18 protein-coding genes and 3 tRNA genes are annotated in these 18345 nt (G+C 65.0%); 10 read left to right on the top strand and 11 right to left on the bottom strand.

The window, feature by feature from the left end:
• The first annotated feature begins 192 nt into the window (after window positions 1-192).
• On the top strand, window positions 193-543 hold the full coding sequence (locus ACZ5BU_RS28690; RefSeq protein ID WP_465703534.1) for an STAS domain-containing protein: 351 nt from the start codon (window positions 193-195) through the stop codon (window positions 541-543).
• Between the two features lie 63 nt (window positions 544-606).
• On the top strand, window positions 607-1335 hold the full coding sequence (locus ACZ5BU_RS28685; RefSeq protein ID WP_465703533.1) for a polyprenol monophosphomannose synthase: 729 nt from the start codon (window positions 607-609) through the stop codon (window positions 1333-1335).
• On the opposite strand, the gene ACZ5BU_RS28680 is transcribed toward ACZ5BU_RS28685, so the two are convergent.
• Both ACZ5BU_RS28680 and ACZ5BU_RS28675 read right to left on the bottom strand, forming a co-directional pair.
• Window positions 1332-1976, bottom strand: coding sequence for a hypothetical protein (locus tag ACZ5BU_RS28680; RefSeq protein ID WP_465703532.1), 645 nt, complete (start codon window positions 1974-1976; stop codon window positions 1332-1334). The two genes, ACZ5BU_RS28685 and ACZ5BU_RS28680, sit on opposite strands and share 4 nt — an antisense overlap.
• A 387-nt stretch (window positions 1977-2363) precedes the next feature.
• Window positions 2364-2714 (bottom strand): metallopeptidase family protein, encoded by a 351-nt coding sequence (locus ACZ5BU_RS28675; RefSeq protein WP_465703531.1) that lies wholly within the window; start codon window positions 2712-2714, stop codon window positions 2364-2366.
• Window positions 2715-2944: 230 nt separating this feature from the next.
• Here ACZ5BU_RS28675 and ACZ5BU_RS28670 point away from each other — a divergent pair.
• From ACZ5BU_RS28670 to ACZ5BU_RS28660, 3 genes are all read left to right on the top strand, one after another.
• Window positions 2945-3017: transfer RNA gene (locus ACZ5BU_RS28670), tRNA-Glu, on the top strand.
• Window positions 3018-3075: 58 nt separating this feature from the next.
• Window positions 3076-3152, top strand: a tRNA-Asp gene (locus ACZ5BU_RS28665).
• 45 nt (window positions 3153-3197) lie between these two features.
• A tRNA-Phe gene (locus ACZ5BU_RS28660) sits at window positions 3198-3273 on the top strand.
• A 304-nt stretch (window positions 3274-3577) separates the two neighbouring features.
• Here the strand turns inward: ACZ5BU_RS28660 and ACZ5BU_RS28655 are convergent.
• Both ACZ5BU_RS28655 and ACZ5BU_RS28650 read right to left on the bottom strand, forming a co-directional pair.
• Window positions 3578-3877, bottom strand: a complete 300-nt coding sequence (locus ACZ5BU_RS28655) for a hypothetical protein (protein WP_465703530.1) — start codon at window positions 3875-3877, stop codon at window positions 3578-3580.
• Window positions 3878-3910: 33 nt separating this feature from the next.
• Window positions 3911-4081: a hypothetical protein gene (locus ACZ5BU_RS28650; protein WP_465703529.1), complete on the bottom strand. Its 171-nt coding sequence runs from the start codon at window positions 4079-4081 to the stop codon at window positions 3911-3913.
• A 113-nt stretch (window positions 4082-4194) separates the two neighbouring features.
• Between ACZ5BU_RS28650 and ACZ5BU_RS28645 the strand changes: the two genes are divergently transcribed.
• Complete coding sequence (locus tag ACZ5BU_RS28645; RefSeq protein ID WP_465703528.1) at window positions 4195-4293, top strand: flavoprotein; 99 nt, start codon at window positions 4195-4197, stop codon at window positions 4291-4293.
• Window positions 4294-4600: 307 nt separating this feature from the next.
• Here the strand turns inward: ACZ5BU_RS28645 and ACZ5BU_RS28640 are convergent, their stop codons facing one another.
• The 3 genes from ACZ5BU_RS28640 to ACZ5BU_RS28630 form a co-directional block, all read right to left on the bottom strand.
• Window positions 4601-4999, bottom strand: a complete 399-nt coding sequence (locus ACZ5BU_RS28640) for a hypothetical protein (protein WP_465703527.1) — start codon at window positions 4997-4999, stop codon at window positions 4601-4603.
• A gap of 280 nt (window positions 5000-5279) precedes the next feature.
• On the bottom strand, window positions 5280-8159 hold the full coding sequence (locus tag ACZ5BU_RS28635) for an HsdM family class I SAM-dependent methyltransferase (RefSeq protein ID WP_465703526.1): 2880 nt from the start codon (window positions 8157-8159) through the stop codon (window positions 5280-5282).
• Window positions 8160-8912: 753 nt separating this feature from the next.
• Window positions 8913-9590: a hypothetical protein gene (locus ACZ5BU_RS28630; RefSeq protein WP_465703525.1), complete on the bottom strand. Its 678-nt coding sequence runs from the start codon at window positions 9588-9590 to the stop codon at window positions 8913-8915.
• A 265-nt stretch (window positions 9591-9855) separates the two neighbouring features.
• Here ACZ5BU_RS28630 and ACZ5BU_RS28625 point away from each other — a divergent pair, with 265 nt between their 5' ends.
• Complete coding sequence (locus ACZ5BU_RS28625) at window positions 9856-10302, top strand: hypothetical protein (protein ID WP_465703524.1); 447 nt, start codon at window positions 9856-9858, stop codon at window positions 10300-10302.
• Between the two features lie 377 nt (window positions 10303-10679).
• Complete coding sequence (locus tag ACZ5BU_RS28620; protein ID WP_465703523.1) at window positions 10680-11291, top strand: dienelactone hydrolase family protein; 612 nt, start codon at window positions 10680-10682, stop codon at window positions 11289-11291.
• Window positions 11292-11327: 36 nt separating this feature from the next.
• Here ACZ5BU_RS28620 and ACZ5BU_RS28615 read toward each other — a convergent pair whose 3' ends face one another.
• Entirely contained in the window at window positions 11328-12506 is a 1179-nt protein-coding gene (locus tag ACZ5BU_RS28615) for an acyltransferase family protein (RefSeq protein WP_465703522.1), read from the bottom strand.
• A gap of 626 nt (window positions 12507-13132) precedes the next feature.
• On the opposite strand from ACZ5BU_RS28615, the gene ACZ5BU_RS28610 reads away from it, so the two are divergent.
• Window positions 13133-14266, top strand: coding sequence for a hypothetical protein (locus ACZ5BU_RS28610; RefSeq protein WP_465703521.1), 1134 nt, complete (start codon window positions 13133-13135; stop codon window positions 14264-14266).
• The gene (locus tag ACZ5BU_RS28605; RefSeq protein ID WP_465703520.1) at window positions 14263-15465 is read left to right on the top strand and encodes a hypothetical protein; all 1203 of its coding nucleotides are present in this window, start codon (window positions 14263-14265) and stop codon (window positions 15463-15465) included. Before ACZ5BU_RS28610 ends, ACZ5BU_RS28605 begins: the two co-directional genes overlap by 4 nt.
• On the opposite strand, the gene ACZ5BU_RS28600 is transcribed toward ACZ5BU_RS28605, so the two are convergent.
• The 3 genes from ACZ5BU_RS28600 to ACZ5BU_RS28590 all read right to left on the bottom strand — a co-directional run bounded on the left by ACZ5BU_RS28600 (window position 15415) and on the right by ACZ5BU_RS28590 (window position 18250).
• Window positions 15415-15930 carry a GNAT family N-acetyltransferase gene (locus tag ACZ5BU_RS28600; protein WP_465703519.1) on the bottom strand — a complete coding sequence of 172 codons (516 nt, stop codon included), beginning with the start codon at window positions 15928-15930 and terminating at the stop codon, window positions 15415-15417. The genes ACZ5BU_RS28605 and ACZ5BU_RS28600 overlap by 51 nt on opposite strands.
• A gap of 246 nt (window positions 15931-16176) precedes the next feature.
• Window positions 16177-16785, bottom strand: coding sequence for a tyrosine-protein phosphatase (locus ACZ5BU_RS28595; protein ID WP_465703518.1), 609 nt, complete (start codon window positions 16783-16785; stop codon window positions 16177-16179).
• Between the two features lie 40 nt (window positions 16786-16825).
• Window positions 16826-18250, bottom strand: a complete 1425-nt coding sequence (locus ACZ5BU_RS28590; RefSeq protein WP_465703517.1) for an MFS transporter — start codon at window positions 18248-18250, stop codon at window positions 16826-16828.
• Window positions 18251-18345 lie beyond the last annotated feature (95 nt).

The following is an 18345-nucleotide window of genomic DNA, read 5'->3' as shown; positions in this document are numbered from 1 at the left end:
ACTCTGACAGCGCTTACACCCGCGAGGTCACGCTCCGGGACCTATCGTCCACAGAACCGTTGTGACGCCTGAGCGATCAGGCATACGGTGTGGGGGCAGGGCAGTTCCGTTTTCGCCAGGACCCGCGTTCGTGGCGCTACCCCGGGGGGATACACCCGCGTGACAAGCCACCCAGATCCACGGGACGGCGACATGATCAAGACCACGTTCGACGCGGTCACCGACGAGCTCCAGCCCGGCGTACTGCTTGTCCGGATGTCCGGCGAGATCGACATCGCCAGCACCGAGTTCGCCGCCGAGGCGATCCGCGCCGCGGTCGCGCCGCCGGCCCGGCTCGTACTGATCGACCTCTCCGCCGTCACCTTCTGCAGCTCCGCCGGCCTCGGCAACCTGGTCGAGGCCCGCAACCTGGCCGGCCGGCACAACATCACCCTCGCCCTGGTCGGCGTCGGCCGCCCGGTCGACCGCCCACTCACCGTCACCGGTCTCGGCGGACAGTTCCGGATCTACGGCACAGCAGCCGAGGCACTCGCTGACTTCTGAGGTCGTTGAACCGGTGGGCCTACCTGGTGCGGTAGCCTCCGGTGTCTCCGACGAAGGAAAGTCATGGGTGAGCTAGCGAAGATCGTGGTCGTCGTACCGACCTACAACGAGCGGGAGAACCTGCCCGTGCTGGCCGGGCTGCTGTCCGACCTGAACCTGCCCGGCCTGGAGCTTCTGGTTGTCGACGACAACTCTCCCGACGGTACGGGCGACGTCGCCGACGAACTGGCGAAGGAGTCGCCGGAGAAGGTCGGCGTACTGCACCGGACCGTCAAGGACGGCCTCGGCCGCGCGTACGTCGCCGGGATCACCCGCGCGCTCGACGAGGGCGCCGACATCGTGATCCAGATGGACGCCGACCTGTCGCATCCGGCCTCGGTCATCCCCACCATGGTCGACATCCTGCGGACCACCGACGCCGGCGTCGTGATCGGCTCCCGGTACGTCCCCGGTGGCTCGGCCGCCGAGGAGTGGGGCTGGCACCGACGGGCACTGTCGGCGTGGGCGAACTTCTACGTGAACGCGATCCTGCGACTGCACGTGAAGGACGCCACCGCCGGGTTCAAGGCCTGGAAGGCGGACACCCTCCGCTGGATCGACGTCGCCTCGATCGCCAGCAACGGCTACTCGTTCCAGGTCGAGATGAACTACCGCACGGTCAAACGCGGCCTGAAGATCGCCGAAACCCCGATCCACTTCGAGGAACGCACCGAAGGCGTCTCCAAGATGTCCCTCAAGGTCCAACTCGAGTCGGCCTTGATGCCCTGGAAACTCCTCTTCGGCCGCTCCTAGATCGACCGGGCCACCGAAGCCAGCATTCGGGCACCATCGCGGAAGACGGTGGACCGAGCGTCTTGGCGCGCCTCGACGCAGACGATCACCGTCACGTTGTGGACCGACTCGACGCCGGTCATCGCGGTACACCGACCGACCAGGGACACGACGACGCCGTTCAGCCGGTAACGGCCTGAGAACGAGAGTTCCGCCTGGGCGCTGACGTTCGAGTTCACCGGACGAAGCGCCCTGGCCGGCTTCTTCTGCACGCCGGTCAGACGTGAACCCTTGATGAGACCGTCGGCAACGTTCGACGCCGCCACGGCGGGTGAATAGCCGACCGGATCGACCCCTACGAAGAGCGCGCCGCCCTTACTCGGAGCAACGAGCAGCACCGAGGTCTTCTCCCGCATCCGCCGGGACCACCCTCTCAGCGCCTTCACGTACACGTCGTCGTACACGTGCAGACCTTCGTCGATGTCCTTCAACGTTCTGCGCCGCTCCGGAGCGGGCGTCGGGATCGCTGACGGGGTGGTCGGTGGCGGCGTGAAGGACTGCGTGCCGATCGGGGTCGAGGGTTCGCTCGATGTCAGGCCGTCGGTGTAGGTCGCGGTCGGGATTTCGGCGCCGGCGGCGTCCTCCCCGCCGCGCGTGGTCACGAACACGACGATGCCGGCGACCAGGAGGAGTACGACAGCGGCCGCGCCGACCGCGAGCCACGGACCTTTGGCCGGCCTGTTCGGCGGCTGCTCGTTCCCGTGTCGCTGCGGGCCGTACGGCGGACGGTTCGCGTACTGCGGACCGTCGTACTGCGGAGTCTGCGGAGACTGCGGGGCGTACTGCGGCAGCGGGGCGTGGTTCTGGGGGGAGCCTGGTGCTGCGGCGGAGCGCCGTACGGCTGCGGTGGCGGGGCGCCGTACGGGTTCTGCTGCGGGTTCCAGGGCGGCTGGGGATCGCTCACGGCTCGATCGTTCAAATATCGGGCTGGACCGGTGCCCGAAACCGGCCGCCCGAGGCTACCTCACCCGACAGCGATCGGCCTACGGTCAGCCGTACCCGAGCTCGTGCAGCCGGGCGTCGCCGATACCGAAGTGATGGGCGATCTCGTGTACGACGGTGATGTTCACCTCGTCCACCACGTCGTCGACGGTCTCGCAGATCCGCAGCGTCGGATTGCGGTAGATCGTGATCCGGTCCGGCAGTACGCCACCGTAGTAGTGCCCGCGCTCGGTCAACGGAATGCCCTCGTAGATCCCGAGCAGCTCCCGATCACCCGCCGGCGGCTCGTCCTCCACAAACACCGCCACGTTGTCGACCAGCGCCGCGAGCTCCTCCGGCACCTCATCCAGCGCCTGCGCGACCAGCCCCTCGAAGTCGCCCCGACTCATCTCGATCACGCTGCCAGCGTAGTGACCCACACCACCCCTAACGGTCCGCCAGCACGCCGCCCCGAACCAGCGCAGTACCCACGGCTGACCGCACCTGACGCGACGAACTGATCCCAGGGCGCCGCGCACCGACCACCTGCGGCGCCCTCGTTCGCGTGCCAGGGAACTCGTTTTGGAAGCTGGCGCGGTCTCCTCTATGCTTACGGCTGTCCCTGGAGCTTCGGCTCCCGCGGGTCCGAGTCCCCATCGTCTAGTGGCCTAGGACGCTGCCCTTTCAAGGCGGTAACGCGGGTTCGAATCCCGTTGGGGATACGGCCGAAGGCCGTTGCAAAACCTAGCTCGAGGATGCTGTAAGATCATCGAGTCGCAAGGCCCAGTGGCGCAGTTGGTTAGCGTGCCGCCCTGTCACGGCGGAGGTCGCGGGTTCGAGTCCCGTCTGGGTCGCCAGGAGAAGGCGGCGGTGTCCAAACACCGCCGCCGAACTTTCTCCCCGGTCAGGTAGCTCAGCTGGTAGAGCGTCCGCCTGAAAAGCGGAAGGTCGGCGGTTCGAGACCGCCCCTGACCACCATCTCCACCTGCGGTTTCTCGATGTGAGAACCGCCGTTCCTCCCGCTAGTACCGCAACAGATACCGCGACGCCTATCCGGCAACCAGCTCCTCAAGCTGTTCCAGCGCCTTCCGCTGGTCCTCTAGCGACGCGTGAGCGTAGACCGCCATGGTCACCTGCACGTCGGCATGCCCAACGATCGCCTGTACTATGTGCGGGCGCACCTTGGCCGTAGGAGCAAGGTCACACACGAGTGCCGCAGATCGTGCAAACGCATCTTCTCGAACATGTCAGTTCTCCCCGTCGTCGGTGGGGCGGGTGTGGATCAGATGGGCCAGCGCGGAGCCCATGCCGAGCACGGCAACGGGCAGGCAACGGCGGTGGTGATCGGCCAGGGGGCGGCCATGACGCCTGACGCGTCTAGGAGGTGGTATGCGAGCTGACCCAGCGCAACGAGTGCGGGCGGTGCCAGAGCGGACACCTTCGCGAACAGGCGCGCCTTGGCAGGGACACGGCCGCACGGCGACACCTGCAGCTCGAACGCGGCGTAGTTCTCGACACCGATTGGGAGCCTGATCGCAGAGTTGATCGCGAAGCCGTCCGCGATCCCCGGCAGCGGGTCCACAACGCCGAACCCAGTCAGCTCACCGAGTCCGACCTAGCCGGACCAGAGCGCGACGAACGCGGGCAGCGCCATCAGCAGTACTGGCCACGACGGAACCGGGCGCATCTCGTGCTCGGCCTCGGCGGCGGTCTCCGTGCTCGCCTCGATAGCCGGGGAGATGCCCTGGCGCCGGGTAATCCGGGGGAGCCTGCCCAGCCAGCCCACGGGCGGACGGGTCTACAGACGGCGTGACCTGCGGGAACCTCTCAGCAACGTCCTTAGGAGCCGTGTCGGCGCTCTCAGTCTCGATGGTGGGTCTCGTCTGGCTCCGGCACTGAGTGGAGCCGCGTCTCCGGGCCGACGCTATGGCCGTGGTCCCGACCACGTTCAACACTCTCAACGCCTGGGCCAACGGCAACGCCAACACCTGCCGCTAACGATCCCCTGCGCCGCTCTCGGATCGCGCACCCCAACTGTCGCGGTCGCATTCGCCAAGGCAGACCTGGCGGGTCATCCCGCTTGCCTCGCATCGCTCGCAGTCCTCCTGTACGCGGGTGTGTGCGTCTCCGACCCACACGACGGCTCGATCACTTGCCTTAAGCCGCTCGAATCCGGGATGGGAGGCCAGGTAGCGGACGACTTCCTTTCGAATGGGGTTCTCAGCCCACTGGAAGCTCATCTGAGCATGTGAGTGACCGACGCCGCCTGACCGACCGGGTCGAACCGAGCCGCGGTCAAGACGCCCTACTCCGGGTGCAGCGGATCCTCGGGCTCCGCTACTTCGATCGCCTGGTGGTGCAGCGAGACCTTCCCATGCTCGCTCCTGAAGATAACGACTCCCGCGGATGGCCGGCCGACCTCCAACATCGTGGCTGAGGCCCCGAAGTCGGCCTCTCTCTCAATCACCTTATTGATCGACCTGGCGATACTCGCCGTTGTGCCATTGACGACGTAGCCCAGCATGGCACCGATGCCAGATTGGCCAATGCCGTAGTAACCAGTAACAAACCGATGCATCCCCTCCACTACGTAGTTCCGCGGATATGGAGATGTCGACTTGAGAACCTTTGCTTCGACATTAATGAGTTCCGACCCAATGAATACGTTGATGTCCGGACGAGGTGCCCTCTTAGGGTTGGCCAAGCCTGCTCGCATTTCCCGGGTTGGCTGGGTTCCATCATACTGCACTCGAACGAGAGGCCATCTGTGCGCCTCTGCTCGCAAAACTCGATCGGCACAGTCGAATATTCGCACAGTACAAGACAGCTCATCATCGCCATATCGGCTGTAACTTTCCGCGCGCCAGAGGTCTGCCGCCTCTATTAGCAATTGCTTGAGCAGATCGACCGCTTGCTCTGCAACGTATCTCTGAAGTTCCAAAGCAAGATGGCCGCGAACGGCGGAACTGAATTGTTCCAGCACGTTACTGTCCGAACGCTATAGCGGCGAGCATGCGGTCCGCGTCATTTAAGGCTGCATCCATAGACCAGCGGTCCGGGTCCGAGGTTTTGACCACGTAGATAGTGTCCTGGTCTACGAAAAATCCGGCGGGTTGTGCAATAACGCCAATGCTTGAAGCGACCTCGCGATTCACGTTTCGAAGTATCGACTCGATGTCGACTTCACGTCCCCCAGTCGCAACTGGCATATTTGGCTGATTGAATGTAATCGCCACAGCGCGGAAGTCCCCCCTAAAGTAGATCTGAGAATGAACTTCAAGTCGTGGCAGCGTCGTCGCTAGCACTGATCGCACCCGCTCGCCGTATCGTTCGAGCTCCGCGTCGGAGATTGGGATTGTAGAAGCCTTGGGGTTGCGGAATCTATCGAGCCCAGCTCGAACACCCTCGAGAACGCGCGACCGTTCAACGGGGGTCAGGCCGTAGGCATCAAAAACGACATCATCTAGCTCACCGCGAAGCTCCGCAGTCAACCCGGAACTGGCGTGCTCCATAACACTCTCGATGATGCTGAGTTGCTCGTCTGTAGGCATGGCAAGTGGCAGGCTGAGGTGCTCGTTAGCCTCAACCAAGTCCCGTTCTACACCCCAAGACGAGCTGGTCATGAAGTGGTAATAGTGGCCAAGAGAAGACACAATGGTCGCAGCAAGCATTGCGAGCAATGGGCGATCGCCGCTGGGCGCCGCGACGCCGATCACTCCATCCTTAAACACGACATCGTCCTCCACGAGGACTGCAGCAAGTCCATCGCGCGACACTGTCCGACGAATCAGGACATGCGGACCAGCGAACAGACTTACATCGCGAACTCGGTGCAAGAAATCCCGGTTGAAGGTTGATAGGTTTGCGTGATCGATGTAGAAGGGGTCTACGGCCAACGTAGGCACGTCAGGAAGTCCCTGCAGCTCCGACGCATCGTTCTCATCGCCGCCGGCCACTTGATAGCCGCGACCGGTCGTCCAGTCGAACTTCGCCGCAAACTCTGCGACGGTCGGAAATGACGACCTGATCCGGTCTATCAATTGAAGATCGCGTGGGCCGCCCCACAGCATGACCTTCCAGATGTCAGGCCGAGTAATCGCCTGGCGAATACTCACCGACCGGACCTCCTCCGGCGCGATCGTAAGTGCGTCGATGGCTGAATTAAGAAGGCGAATGTGCGGCGCAACGTGAAGCACCTCTTCGCGCTCATCGAGGACGCCGCTGTCGTCATCAGAAACTCGCCTCCTGTCTGCTACCAGAAGCGCGGCAGGGGCAACCGCGGATGAGAAGATGTCGCGCCGGATCGCCGACAGGTCTACAACTGCCCTTACGTTGAGGCGCGTGAATAGCTCAGTGCGGAATGACTGCGCAGGCGCGCTTCTGTTGTGGAGTAAGGGCCTAGCTGGCATGACAAGGCCAATCGCTCCCTCGGGTGAGAGCATCTCGCTTCCGAGCCATAGAAAGGCTTGCGCTTGTTGCCTATCCGAGACTGGCAGCTTGGTTCTACGAATAAATCGGGCAGCTTCCGGCGTCAACCTGCTGCGCCATGGCGGATTGCTGACAACGGCATCAAACTTCTTGTCCCTGAGGGAGTGGTCGCCGAAGGCGTCTGACACCACCACGTTTGTGTCGAGGAGCTTTGGCAGTACCGCCGTCTCCCAAACAGTCGGAGGATCAAGTTGCTCCAACAGCGCAAGGTACAGCCCGAAGGTGGCAATCCTCGCTGCGTCTGGATTTAGCTCTACGCCGAAGATGCGGCTCTTCAGAATGCTCTCAAGCTCTGCATAGGTCGGCTTCCGACCTAACCTCGAACCTTCTGCGTAGACCATTCGTCTGAAGGCTTCAGTCATGAAGGCCCCGCTTCCAGACGCGAGGTCGACCAGGGTTCGCTGAGTGGAGTCCCACGGCAGAACCTCGTCAAGAAGCATGTCAACCAGAAAGCGCGGCGTGTAGTAAGTGCTTTCGACCCGGCGGCTCTCCTGGAGGAGTTGCTCATAGATACTTCCGACCAAGTCGGCAGGCAGGACCGAGAAGTCATATGGCCAAAGCGATTGTTGGCCTGATGGCAGATCGTCACCCTGAAGAAGCGCGGCAAGACCCAGCAGGTCTTGATCGTCAATGCTGGAAAGAGCGCCTGGTATGGGGCCAAAGACATCGCCATTGAAATGCTCCGCGAGGCCCTCGAAAAGTCGCCGCACCGAACGGCGCCCGCCTTCGAGCGCACTTTGCAGCGACGGCACGCCTGCTAGACTTTCAAGGTGGCCGGTGGTAAGGATTCCTCTATCAGCTAGATAACTCGCTACAAACAGGCCCACGGTCACCGCATCGAGTGCCGACCTGTGGCTTAAGTCGTTGCCAGCCGCCCTTTGGCGCAAATAGTCGAGGTTAAAAAGAAGCGCCCGATCGACTCGCGCGGAGCCTCTGTACGCTGCTGCATGCTGACGCGCGAAACTCCCGGCCGTAACCTGATTCCGCTTGTATGCCTCAAGTAGGCCGTGTGCGGTATCAGCCCGTCTCTCGGTAGCGAGAGTACCGTCCTCTGGCCTGTGCGGATTCGTTACGGCGTTGTAAGCGGTAATTCCTTCAGACCCGACATTCAGAAGCAATGGAACTTTTCCGAAGTTCCACAGTCTGCGTCGAATACCTGCCAAGTTGCTCGCGTTAGTCTCAGCCGTAAAACCGACCAGAGGAACCCCATCGCGGAAGAAAGCTGCCTCAAGCCCGACCTTCGTGTGCAGGTCTTGCCACACATAGTCACGCGGCCCTGGGAGTCGATGAGTCGACTCGGTGACGAGCCCCTCGTCACCGGCATAGTCGAGTTGCTCCAGTGCAGTAATAAGGCCGGGCTTAGAGTCCGCGGTCACTGTTGCGAATCCTCTGCTCGTTGCCGGACATGGTGACCACCCTACGGCTCCGGAGCCCGGACTGGCCTGCTGGCTCGCGGGCGTGTGGCGGTACGTTGTGCGGCGGATCGTGGTATATGGCCGTAGTGGTGTCGGTCCGATGGTGTCGCTCCGCCAACTCGTAGTCGTGGCCAGCCCATCGCCCACGACCTCACCCAGGCACAATTCAGAGTCCCCCACAGCCGATGCCTGTCACAAGTGGGATACGCACCGCTGTGGATAACCGCAGCGTCCCAGGCGAGGAGGTCCAGCGACAGGTCCAGCAACGGCTGGCCTCAGGGACCGCCGGCAGACAAGAGCCGAGCCGCTAGGCGTCCCTGCCTCGTTGCACCCGGCCCCACCTCAGTCGAACGAAAAGCGGAAGGTCGGCGGTTCAGACCGCCCCTCACCACCATCTCCGAGCGTGCACCGGGCCACCTCGGCCCACCCGCCAGTCCCGGGGAACCCCCTCAGCGACCATCCGTAGTTGCACGGACGATGCACGCCCCTGAAGATCGGGCCCATGAGTGGTCATCGCCTGTTTGGCGTAGCAAGGCTCCCATGGAATCTCCCCGTAGATCCCGATACATTAGGTACGACATGTCTGCCAACTGATTCGCGACAGACTAGAAGCCTGGCGATCACCTGGGACGGCGGCCAACGCACGGACGACGCATGCCGTCGAGAGCTCGGCAACGGATCGTGGCGGAGTTACGCCCGGGTGCTGACCGTCAACTACGCGCCCACCGATCGGCTGCTCGCTGCACCTTTTGGCCGGTGGGCGCGGACGAGGAGCAGGATGCTGACTATCACGATCCACAGCCACAGCAGGAGGTAAGGCAGGAGCCAGAACGTGCTGAGCCACAGCGCCCGGGCGACCACGAACCCCGCGGCGGCGACCAGCGCCCACCAGCCCAACCAGGCGGGTACGGCCCGGCCGGTGAGCACAGCCACGCCGGCGCCAGCGGCGAAGCCTCCGAGGAGCACCCACGAGTTCGCGAATGTGAGGCTGCCCTGGTCGTAGATCAGCCGGGCGATCTGCGGGTCGAGGTCGCTGGCCCGCAGCACGGCAAGCTCCCACCCGCCGACCGTCACGGCGACGACCAGAGCCACCGTGCAGAGCTGGGCCGCCCGCACCGCCAGTACCGGCACGCCCTCACCGGTGGGCGCCAGCACATCACGCAGCCCGGCGGCAAAGGTCAGAAACGCCACCATGCCCGCGAGGACGATCACCGTGCCGGCGGTCTGCGGACCGCTGCGCAGCGACTGGAGGAACGCCACGATCTCCTGCGTCGAGCTGTCGAACGCCGGCTCGGTGCGGGAACCGATCGCGCCGACGAACTGGCCCGCGAACAGCAGCACCACGGCGGCGATGCCGGCGACTCCGGTGATGAACTTCGATGCGGTGCCCATGGCAATCCTCGTAGGGCCGGGTCAACACGATCAAGCCTACTGTTCTGCCCCGATCCGGCACCGCCTCCCGGACTTCTTTCGAGGATCTCCGGGACGCCGGTTGTCGCGAAGAAATGGTTCAGCGCGTTCCGGAATATTGCCAACCATAGAGAGACCTCACCATGCAGGCGCCTGCGATGTCGCCTGAACTACGCCTAAGTTGCCTCGTGTGGAACGGTGTCGACGGAGACGGCGCCCGTCGTCCGTATCTATCGAAGGAGTTGAAATGGCGGGTCCGGAGCCGCAGTATCTTCAGAAGATCGGCGAACTGGCGTACGAGGTCGCATGGCTTGAATGGCTCATCCTGGGTGATCTGACGCGGCTAAGCAGGCATTTGCCCGCGAGGTTGACAACCGCGGAACTGGCCGGACTACCTATGGGGCAGATCGCAGGGCGCATCAATGACTCGCTCCCGAAGGTCTCCGATGCAAGGGTCAGGTCGTACCTGACGATCGCAGGCAAGGCGCTCAAGGAAGCTTCAGCGGATCGCAACCACCTCCTACATGCGCGCCCTGCCACCGATCCGCAGGGCCGACAACGCCTGTACCGGTGGACGAATGACGAGCGGCATGGACAGAATGCGTTCTTCATCACTGATGAGTGGCTAGATGACCGCCTCCGTCAGTTCCGAGAACACCGGGCCGACATGGACTCTGCTCGGCCTCCGCTCTAGCGGTCGCGCCCCGACGACCGCCCCCCTGAACACCATGTCCGAGCGTGAACTGAACCATGTCGGCCCACCCGCCAGTCCCCGTGGCTCGCTTCAGCGTAGTTGCGCGGATGTTGCACGCGCCCGACAAGGGGCCTAGGTGTCCAATGGGTCGATATGTTGAATCCCCTCGATGGTCGACAAAGGGGAATCTATGGAGGACCAACGGCGCAACACGCTCGAAAGCACCGCCGTAGGCACGCCGAAAGGCCCGGAACGGTATGCGCCTTACGTCTGAGACGTCGTCCGGCGGGGTCTTCGAACAGGTCTTTCTCGTCGGGGACATTCCTGGTGTGCTGTGGACTCCACGAGGTCCCGGCGGTAGCCGGCCCCTGATTGCGATGGGGCATGGCGGTGGTCAGGACAAGAAGAGCTCTGACATTGTGGAGCGTGCGCGCCGTTTCGTGGTCGAGTGTGGTTTCGCTGTGGTGGCGGTCGATGCGCCCAGCCATGGTGATCGGCCGGAACATGAGGAGTTCGCCCGGATCGCGACGGAGTACGAGGCCCGGCTTGACGGCGGTGAGGGACTGGGCCCGCTGATCGCCCGTTTCCAGGCGCTCGTTGTGCGCCAGATCGTGCCGGAATGGCAGAGAGTACTCAACGAGGTCCAGGACCTCGATCATGTTGGCGTTGGCCCAGTTGGCTACTGGGGTGTGTCGCTGGGCTGCGTGATTGGTGTTCCGCTTGTTGCCGCCGAGCCTCGGGTTCGGGCGGCGGTGCTGGGCCTGGGCGGTGCGGAGGTCTCACTCGAGACCGCCGCTCGGATTACCGTTCCGGTGGAGTTTCTCGTGCAGTGGGAGGATGAACGGGTGCCGCGGGCCCAGAGCCTGGCACTGTTCGACGCGTTCGCCTCGACCGAGAAGACGCTGCACGCCAACCCTGGCATGCATGGTGAGGTTCCGGCTTTCGAGGTAGACAGCACGCTCCGGTTCTTCGCCCGGCACCTTGGCTGACCCGCCTTGGAGATGTCGCCTGTGGCCGGCGGTCGTTCAGCGCACCTCTGACGTGTGGCGCTCGGGGTTCGGCGCGGTGGGGCGTGGTGGTCGGCGTAGGAGGCGGGCTGTGGCGTTCTGCAATGGGCGCTCTATGAAGGCGTAGCACAGCAGTGCTCCGACGACCACGTAGAGAAGAGCGGCCGGCAGCATGAGGGCGTGCACTACCGGGCCGGTCGGCAGTCGCCTGGTCCATACGGTCACCAGGAGGGTGAGGGCCGGTACGTGCGTCAGGTACAGCGAGTACGAGGCGTCGCCCAAGTGTCGCTGGAACGGCGGGACTATGCGGCCGTACCTCGTCTCGACGCCGACGGCACCGTAGACGACCAGGCCTGCGGGGACCGCGACGAGCAGGACGCGTACGCCGTCCGAAGGGAACCGGTGCCAGCCCGACATACCGAGAAACACCAGGCACGCGGAGAACGTCAAGATGCCGAGAGCCAGCACGACGTACGGCCGCAACAGCCGTCCGTGGACTGCGGCGAGGCCGACGAACGCACCGAGCACGAACTCGAGGCTCAGCGGGCTGGCCACGATCGCCAGGTACGGGTTCCTCGTGTGCCCGACCGTCGCATACAGCGTCAGTGTCACGGCGACCCAGCCGATCATGACCCACGGAAACCTCGCCCTGCCGAGCAGCAGGGCGAAGGCGAACACCAGATAGAAGTACATCAAGAAGACGAGGGACCACGCGACGAGCAGGGGGAGTCGTCCTTCGTGGGGCAGCAACAGATAGGACTGCAGGATGTTGGGGCTCTGGCCGACCTGGAACCGCACACTGCCAGGGCTCACCGCATACAGGAAGATGATGGTGGAGCTCACGATCCAGTACAGCGGGTAGATGCGCACGACTCTCCGGAGCAGGAAGCGCCGTGCCGAGCCGGGCCGGTCGAAAGTACGCCAGGTCGTGACGACCATGATGACGCCGCTGATGACGAAGAACAGGTCCACGCCGGTGTTGGCCGGCAGATCCACCCACGAGATCCACCGCGACCCGAAGACCCGCTCCTCGAACCCGCCCGGACCCAAGACATGGGCAACGACCACGATCAATGCGGCGATGCCACGCAGGCCTTGTACGTTGTAGAGCGCGGCCCTGCCGTCCACCCGAGGCGCCACCACGCGGGCGCCATCGACGCGGTTCATCACCGACTCACGGTCTCGGCTCTTCGCCATCTACGCTCCCCGGCCCCAAACACGCAGGGGCGGCCCCCGTCGATCGGCACGATGACGTCGGACGCGCGCATCGGACAGCGAAGTCGCGAGCGCGTCGCGCGGAGCAGCCCCCTTGCTGCGCCACTCAAACGTCACCGGTCACTCGACCGGATACCGTTCCCCCCAAACTCCCCGTGCTCAACCCGTCGGCATGCTACGAACCGCGAGCCCATATCCGCGGCGGTATCTGCCCTGCCCCCGCTTGGATGTTACCTCAGTTGCAGTAAGGGGCGAAGGCAAACGTGCCACCTGACAACTGCCTGAGAAATCGGTGCGCGGGCCCGGATTTTGGGGAGTTTGCCAGCGAGTCGTGTGGCTTCAGTTGGCTTCAGGTCGAGTTCGGTACTACGGTAGAGCTACGGTGTACTACGGTCTATCGCCAGTTTGTCAGGAGCAATGGGGCGAGGGAACCGCGCAGCAGGGCCCAGCCGTCGCAGACGGGAAGGCGCCGGGTGACCCCCGGAGGCGCGCAGTACTGCAGGACTCGGTGAAGCAGTACAGCAGGGCTCGGTGAAGTCGGGTAGAGCAGGGTGTTGGATCGGCCGGTCCGGCACACCCGCACTTGGTTGACCATTTCAGGAGTGACAGTGGCGCCCTCTCCAGAGGCCGTACGACTCGCCAGGCGGCTGCGCGACCTGCGAGAGTCCGAGCGACTCACGCAGAAGGACTTGTCGAACGCCCTGAGCGTCGGCGGTGACAGCCGCGTCGCGGTGGCGACGATCAGCTCGTGGGAGTCGCAGTCCAACCCGAAACTGCCACCCGAGGAGCGGCTGCGTTCGTACGCGCTCCTCTTCGCCGTCTCTCCAGCACCGAAACGCGTGCCGCGCGAGCAGGAGCTGGCGCCGGCGCAGCGCGAGCGCTTCAGCATGCTGCACCGTGAGCTGGTCAGCCTGCGGGACGAGATCCGGCAACACCAGACCGGCAGACCGCAGTCCAGCAGTTCGTACACCTTCGACTTCGAGTCCGGCCGGATCACGCTCATCTGCCCGGAGGTGCCGGAAGAAGGCCGCTCGCACCTGGCCGAAGCGACCAACCCGAACTTCACCAAGCTGTACAAGTACGCCGATCTCGACGCGCTGATCGAGATGTGGGGACATGTCCGCGCCTCCAACCCCGAGCTCAGGACTCGGCACCGGCTGCCGTCGGAGGTCAGCGCCGATCACCTGTCCGGCCATCTGATCCTCATCGGCGGCATCGCCTGGAACCGCGTGACCAGCCGCCTGCTGCGGGTCCTGGACAACCTGCCGATCCGGCAGCTGTCGGTACCGGACCTGGCCGACGGTGAGATCTTCCGGTCCCGGGACGGTCGCGAGTACCGGCCGATCTGGGAAGAACGCAAGGACATCCCGCCCGAGGACGACACGCCGTCGAAGGACGAGATCGAGGCGGACCAGGCCCAGGACGCCTGGCGCGGCAGCACTCCTCGCGAGCTGGTCGAGGACGTTGCGCTGTTCGCGCGCCTCCCCAACCCGTTCAACCACAGCAGGACGATCACCATCTGCAACGGCGTCTACAGCCGCGGCGTCCTCGGCGCGGTCCGCACATTGACCGACGACTCGGTGCGTGAGCGGAACGAGGCCTACCTGGCCAATAGGTTCCCGGGCGGCGTCTTCGGCCTGCTGATGCGCGTTCCGGTGGTCAACGGCGAGGCGGTCACGCCGGACCTGGAGATCGAGGAGAACCGGCTGTTCGAATGGTCTCCGGAGGACGGGGACGAATGAGCCGCCGGTCCAGACAAATCCAGTCGTCGCACGCGGGTCTCCTCTGCGACGGCTCTGCCGCGCTGCCCGCATCCGCCAGCGCCGCTCCCGACGCGATCGTCGTCCCCGCCGCGCGCCCGGCGTCCGAGCTGCAGACAGTCATCTCGCTCGCGGCACGGCTCGACGTACCGCTGGTCATCCTCTGCAGCCGGCAGGCGCAGATCGAGCAGGTCGTCCGGCGGGTGAAGAAGACGTTCGGCGCCCAGGCCCTCGTCATCGACGTACCCGAGGACTACCGGCCTCCGTGCGCGCCGCCGCTGACCTCGGCCGAGCGGTTCCGCGAGGCCTCGGCGAACCGTTCGAGCGACCTCAGCGCGAAGCGGAACATCGGGCTGCTGCTGGGCCGGCTGCGCGGATGGAACAAGATCATGTTCATCGACGACGACATCCGCGCGCTCAAGTCGTGGGACGTCAGGCGACTGGCCGGACACCTCGACCGGCATCCCGTCGCATCGATGGTGAGCCGGGAGTTCCCGGACAACTCGGTGGTCTGCCACGCTCGCCGGCGGGTCGGGTTCCGGCAGGACGTGTTCGTCAGCGGCGCCACCCTCGGCGTCAACCTGCGGGCTCCGGATCTGTCGTTCTTCGCCGACGTGTACAACGAGGACTGGTTCTTCTTCGCCCGGCACGCCGCGGAGCGGACGCTGCCGAAGATCGGCGAGGTCAGCCAGTTGCAGTACGACCCGTTCGCCGATCCGATGCGCGCCGCCCGGGAGGAGTTCGGGGACCTGCTGGCCGAAGGTCTGTACGCGGCCCTCGAGAGCGGACCGCAGGGTTTCGACGAGCACCTGATGACGGCGATGAGCCCGGGCCACTGGAAGGAGTACAAGGACGTCCGGCTCGACACGATCGAGCAGACGATCACGCGACTCGAACAGGTGGAGCACCGGCTCGAGCACGGCGAGTACGACCGGATGTGGAACTCGCTGCTGACCGCGAAGGACGTTGCCACCCAAATCTCTCCGGACCTGTGCGCCGACTTCATCGAGAGCTGGCAGCAGGACGAGAAGCGCTGGCAGAAGATGTACGGCCACCTTCCGAGCAACTTGAACGAGCAGGACGCACTGACCGAGCTGCAGCTGTCGAACTGGATCTCCTGCGGCTACGGACTACCGACCCGCTCGCAGGCGGATCTCGCGCCGGCCGGAGCCGTCTGCTAGCAGCTGGCGTTCGCCGGTGGGACTGAAGCCGAGGCGGTCGTACACCTCGCGTGCGACCGTGTTGGTGTCCAGCACCCAGACGCGCCATTCGGTGACGGCTGGTTCCTCGGCGGCGAGCCGGCCGAGGAGCGCCCGCAGTACGCCGTTGCGGCGGTACCGCGGGTCGACCCAGACCGACTCGATGTGCCGCTCGCACGCCGGCCGGCCGGCCACCCGGACCGAGCTCGCCAGCCCGACGATCCGGGCCGCGTCCCGGGCGACGACCCAGTGCATCCGGGTGAACCGTTCCCGCCAGCCGGCTTCACCGACGGTCACCTCGTCCTCGTAGTCGGCGAGGTACGCCGTCGGCGAGTCCTTCAGCGCGCGGAGGCGAACCTCCCGGGCGATCGGCCAGTCATCGGCGCCGAGCATGGCGAGTTCCAAGGTCCCGGACCCCTTCGGGAGATGGACAGCGTGTGCATCCATACCAGTCTCGCCGTTTCGCCGGATCACCAAACCGCCGAGCGGATAATGTCACATCGAGTGACCGGTTTCCGCGGCAGATCGCCTGGTACGCGAGCGCGTCGCCGTCGTTGCCGTACACCTCGACGCCACACGCGGTCGTGTGCCAGGACAGCCCGAGCCCGTACGTACCGCCTTCGATGCCCGGCTGCTTCATCTCGTGCAGCAGCCGCGCCGGGAGCAGGCGGCCGCCGAGCAAAACATCAGGGATCACCCCGTAAGCCGACTGCGCAAACCACCCACTTGTCCATCAGTCACACCCGCCCGCAACAGGTAGCCGTACGCCCCGCCGTGCCGCTGCCGTACGTGGGCCAGCAGCCGCAAGATGGTCTCGGACGGGTCGCCGTAGTCGGCCGCAATCCTGTCGTGCGGTACGCCGAGCAGGTCCAGGGTCAGGGCAATGACGACGCCTGTCCGGTCCTTGCCGGCGTGGCAGTTGACCACCACGCAGCCGGGTGGAGCCTCGGCGATCGCGGCGACGGCGGACGCGACGCGGCCGGCGTAGTCGTCGACGAGGACGCGGTACTGCTCGTACAGGTCGAAGCCGGAGACGTCCTCGTCTGCCGGGTCCCAGAGCGGGACGTTGTGCCAGCGGGGGTCGGTCGCGTACGGGGACGGGAAGGTCGCGCATTCCCACGCGCTGCGCAGGTCGACGAATCTGGTGATGCCGGCGGCCTCGACAGCTGCGAGGCCTTCGGCAATCAGTTGATCAAGGTTGTCGCTGCGGATCAGTCTGCCCGGCAGGACCTCGCCGGTCGGCGTTGGTAGGCCGGCGAGGTCTCTGGCGTTGCTGCAGTTCGGCCAGTTGAGTTTGCGCACGGCAACCAGCCTAGGTTCGACAGTGGTTGCCTTGGGCAAGTTATGCGGCGGCAGCGGCTTCGGTGAGTTGTTCTTGGGTGGGCTGCAGTTGGGGGGTGGCGAGGGTGAGGAGGACGTTGGCCACGGCGAAGGCGGCGGCTGCCAGCAGGCCTCGTTCGTACCCGGACTGCAGGGCCTGCAGTTGGGTGGCGCCATGGGTCAGTTCGTGGGTGGTGTGGGCGATGGAGAGGGTGGTGACGATCGCCAGACCGAGCGCAGCGCCGACCTGGTACATGGCGTTCACCACCCCGGACGCCGCACCGGCCTCGACCGGACGTACTTCGGAGACCGCGTTGATCTGCCCCGGTACGCCGACTCCGATGATGCCGAACCCGAAGACGATCAGCCCCGGAAGCAACTGACTCGCGTAGCTCCCGGTCGCGTCGGCCTGCGAGAGCAGCAGGAGACCACCGAGACTCAGGACCGCGCCGCCCAGTTGCACAGTGCGAGTACCAAGCCGCTGTACGAGCTGTGATGCGAGTACGGCACCGACAATCGCCGCGCCACCCATCGGGAGGAAGTGCACGCCGGCCTCGAGCGCACTGTCGCCACGGACCTGCTGCAGGTAGATCGCGGTCAGGAAGAACATCGACAGGAACCCCGCGCCGTTCAACGCCAGCGAGGCGCCCGAGACACTCAGCGCCCGCGACCGGAACAGCCGCAGCGGCACCAGCGGCGCAGCCGACCGGGATTCGACGAAGACAAAGGCAGCCAGCAAAATCACGCCTGCTGTCAGTACGCCGATTACCTCGAAAGAACCCCACCCAGCGGGCTCCGAACGCACGACACCGTAGACGACAGCCATCAGCCCAGCAGTACCGAGAACAGCGCCCAGGGTGTCGAAGGTTCTACGGCCCGTCGTGTGCCGCTTGTCCGGCACGAAGACGGGGATCAGGGCGACCAGTGCGAGCACGATCGGTACGTTGACGAAGAAGACCCACTGCCAGCTCAGGGAGTCGACGAGTACGCCGCCGGCGACAACACCGAGCGTGCCACCGAGGCCGGCCAGGCCGCCCCAGACACCCATCGCGATGTTCCGTTCCCGGCCGTGCGCGAACGTCGTCGTCAGGATGGCGAGTGCCGCCGGGGACAGCAGAGCGCCGCCGAGGCCTTGGACCGCCCGGGCACCGATCAGGAACTCGGGTGAGTTGGACAACCCCGCGATCAGCGAGGTGGCGCCGAAGAGCAGGAGGCCCGCGCTGAAGACGCGGCGTGGGCCGAGCAGGTCGGCCATCCGGCCGCCGAGCAGCAGGAAGCCGCCGAAGAGCAGGGTGTACGCGTTGATCACCCACTGCAGGGAGTCGGCGGAGAAGTGCAGGTCCGCCTGGATGTGGGGCAGCGCGACGTTCACGATCGTCACGTCGAGCACCACGATGAACTGTGCGAGAGCCAGCACCGCCAGGGTGGCCCAAGGACTGCGTCGCATCGCCGTACCTCATTACTCAGAGTCAGGTCTACACCGTATGTATACGGCGTAAGCTTACGTAGTAGACACTAGGTCTACGGTGTAGACTTGTCAAC

It is taken from the genome of Kribbella sp. NPDC031520 (assembly GCF_055580825.1).
The sequence above is the reverse complement of the archived record's forward strand: the minus strand, read 5'-3'. Positions and strand labels throughout refer to the sequence as shown.

What these genes read in the sequence shown, in the direction of transcription:
- ACZ5BU_RS28690 (WP_465703534.1), top strand. Translation starts at nt 193, where the DNA reads ATGATCAAGACCACGTTCGACGCGGTCACCGACGAGCTCCAGCCCGGC.
- ACZ5BU_RS28685 (WP_465703533.1), top strand. Translation starts at nt 607, where the DNA reads ATGGGTGAGCTAGCGAAGATCGTGGTCGTCGTACCGACCTACAACGAG.
- ACZ5BU_RS28630 (WP_465703525.1), bottom strand. Translation starts at nt 9,590, where the DNA reads ATGGGCACCGCATCGAAGTTCATCACCGGAGTCGCCGGCATCGCCGCC.
- ACZ5BU_RS28625 (WP_465703524.1), top strand. Translation starts at nt 9,856, where the DNA reads ATGGCGGGTCCGGAGCCGCAGTATCTTCAGAAGATCGGCGAACTGGCG.
- ACZ5BU_RS28620 (WP_465703523.1), top strand. Translation starts at nt 10,680, where the DNA reads ATGGGGCATGGCGGTGGTCAGGACAAGAAGAGCTCTGACATTGTGGAG.
- ACZ5BU_RS28615 (WP_465703522.1), bottom strand. Translation starts at nt 12,506, where the DNA reads ATGGCGAAGAGCCGAGACCGTGAGTCGGTGATGAACCGCGTCGATGGC.
- ACZ5BU_RS28605 (WP_465703520.1), top strand. Translation starts at nt 14,263, where the DNA reads ATGAGCCGCCGGTCCAGACAAATCCAGTCGTCGCACGCGGGTCTCCTC.
- ACZ5BU_RS28600 (WP_465703519.1), bottom strand. Translation starts at nt 15,930, where the DNA reads ATGGATGCACACGCTGTCCATCTCCCGAAGGGGTCCGGGACCTTGGAA.
- ACZ5BU_RS28590 (WP_465703517.1), bottom strand. Translation starts at nt 18,250, where the DNA reads ATGCGACGCAGTCCTTGGGCCACCCTGGCGGTGCTGGCTCTCGCACAG.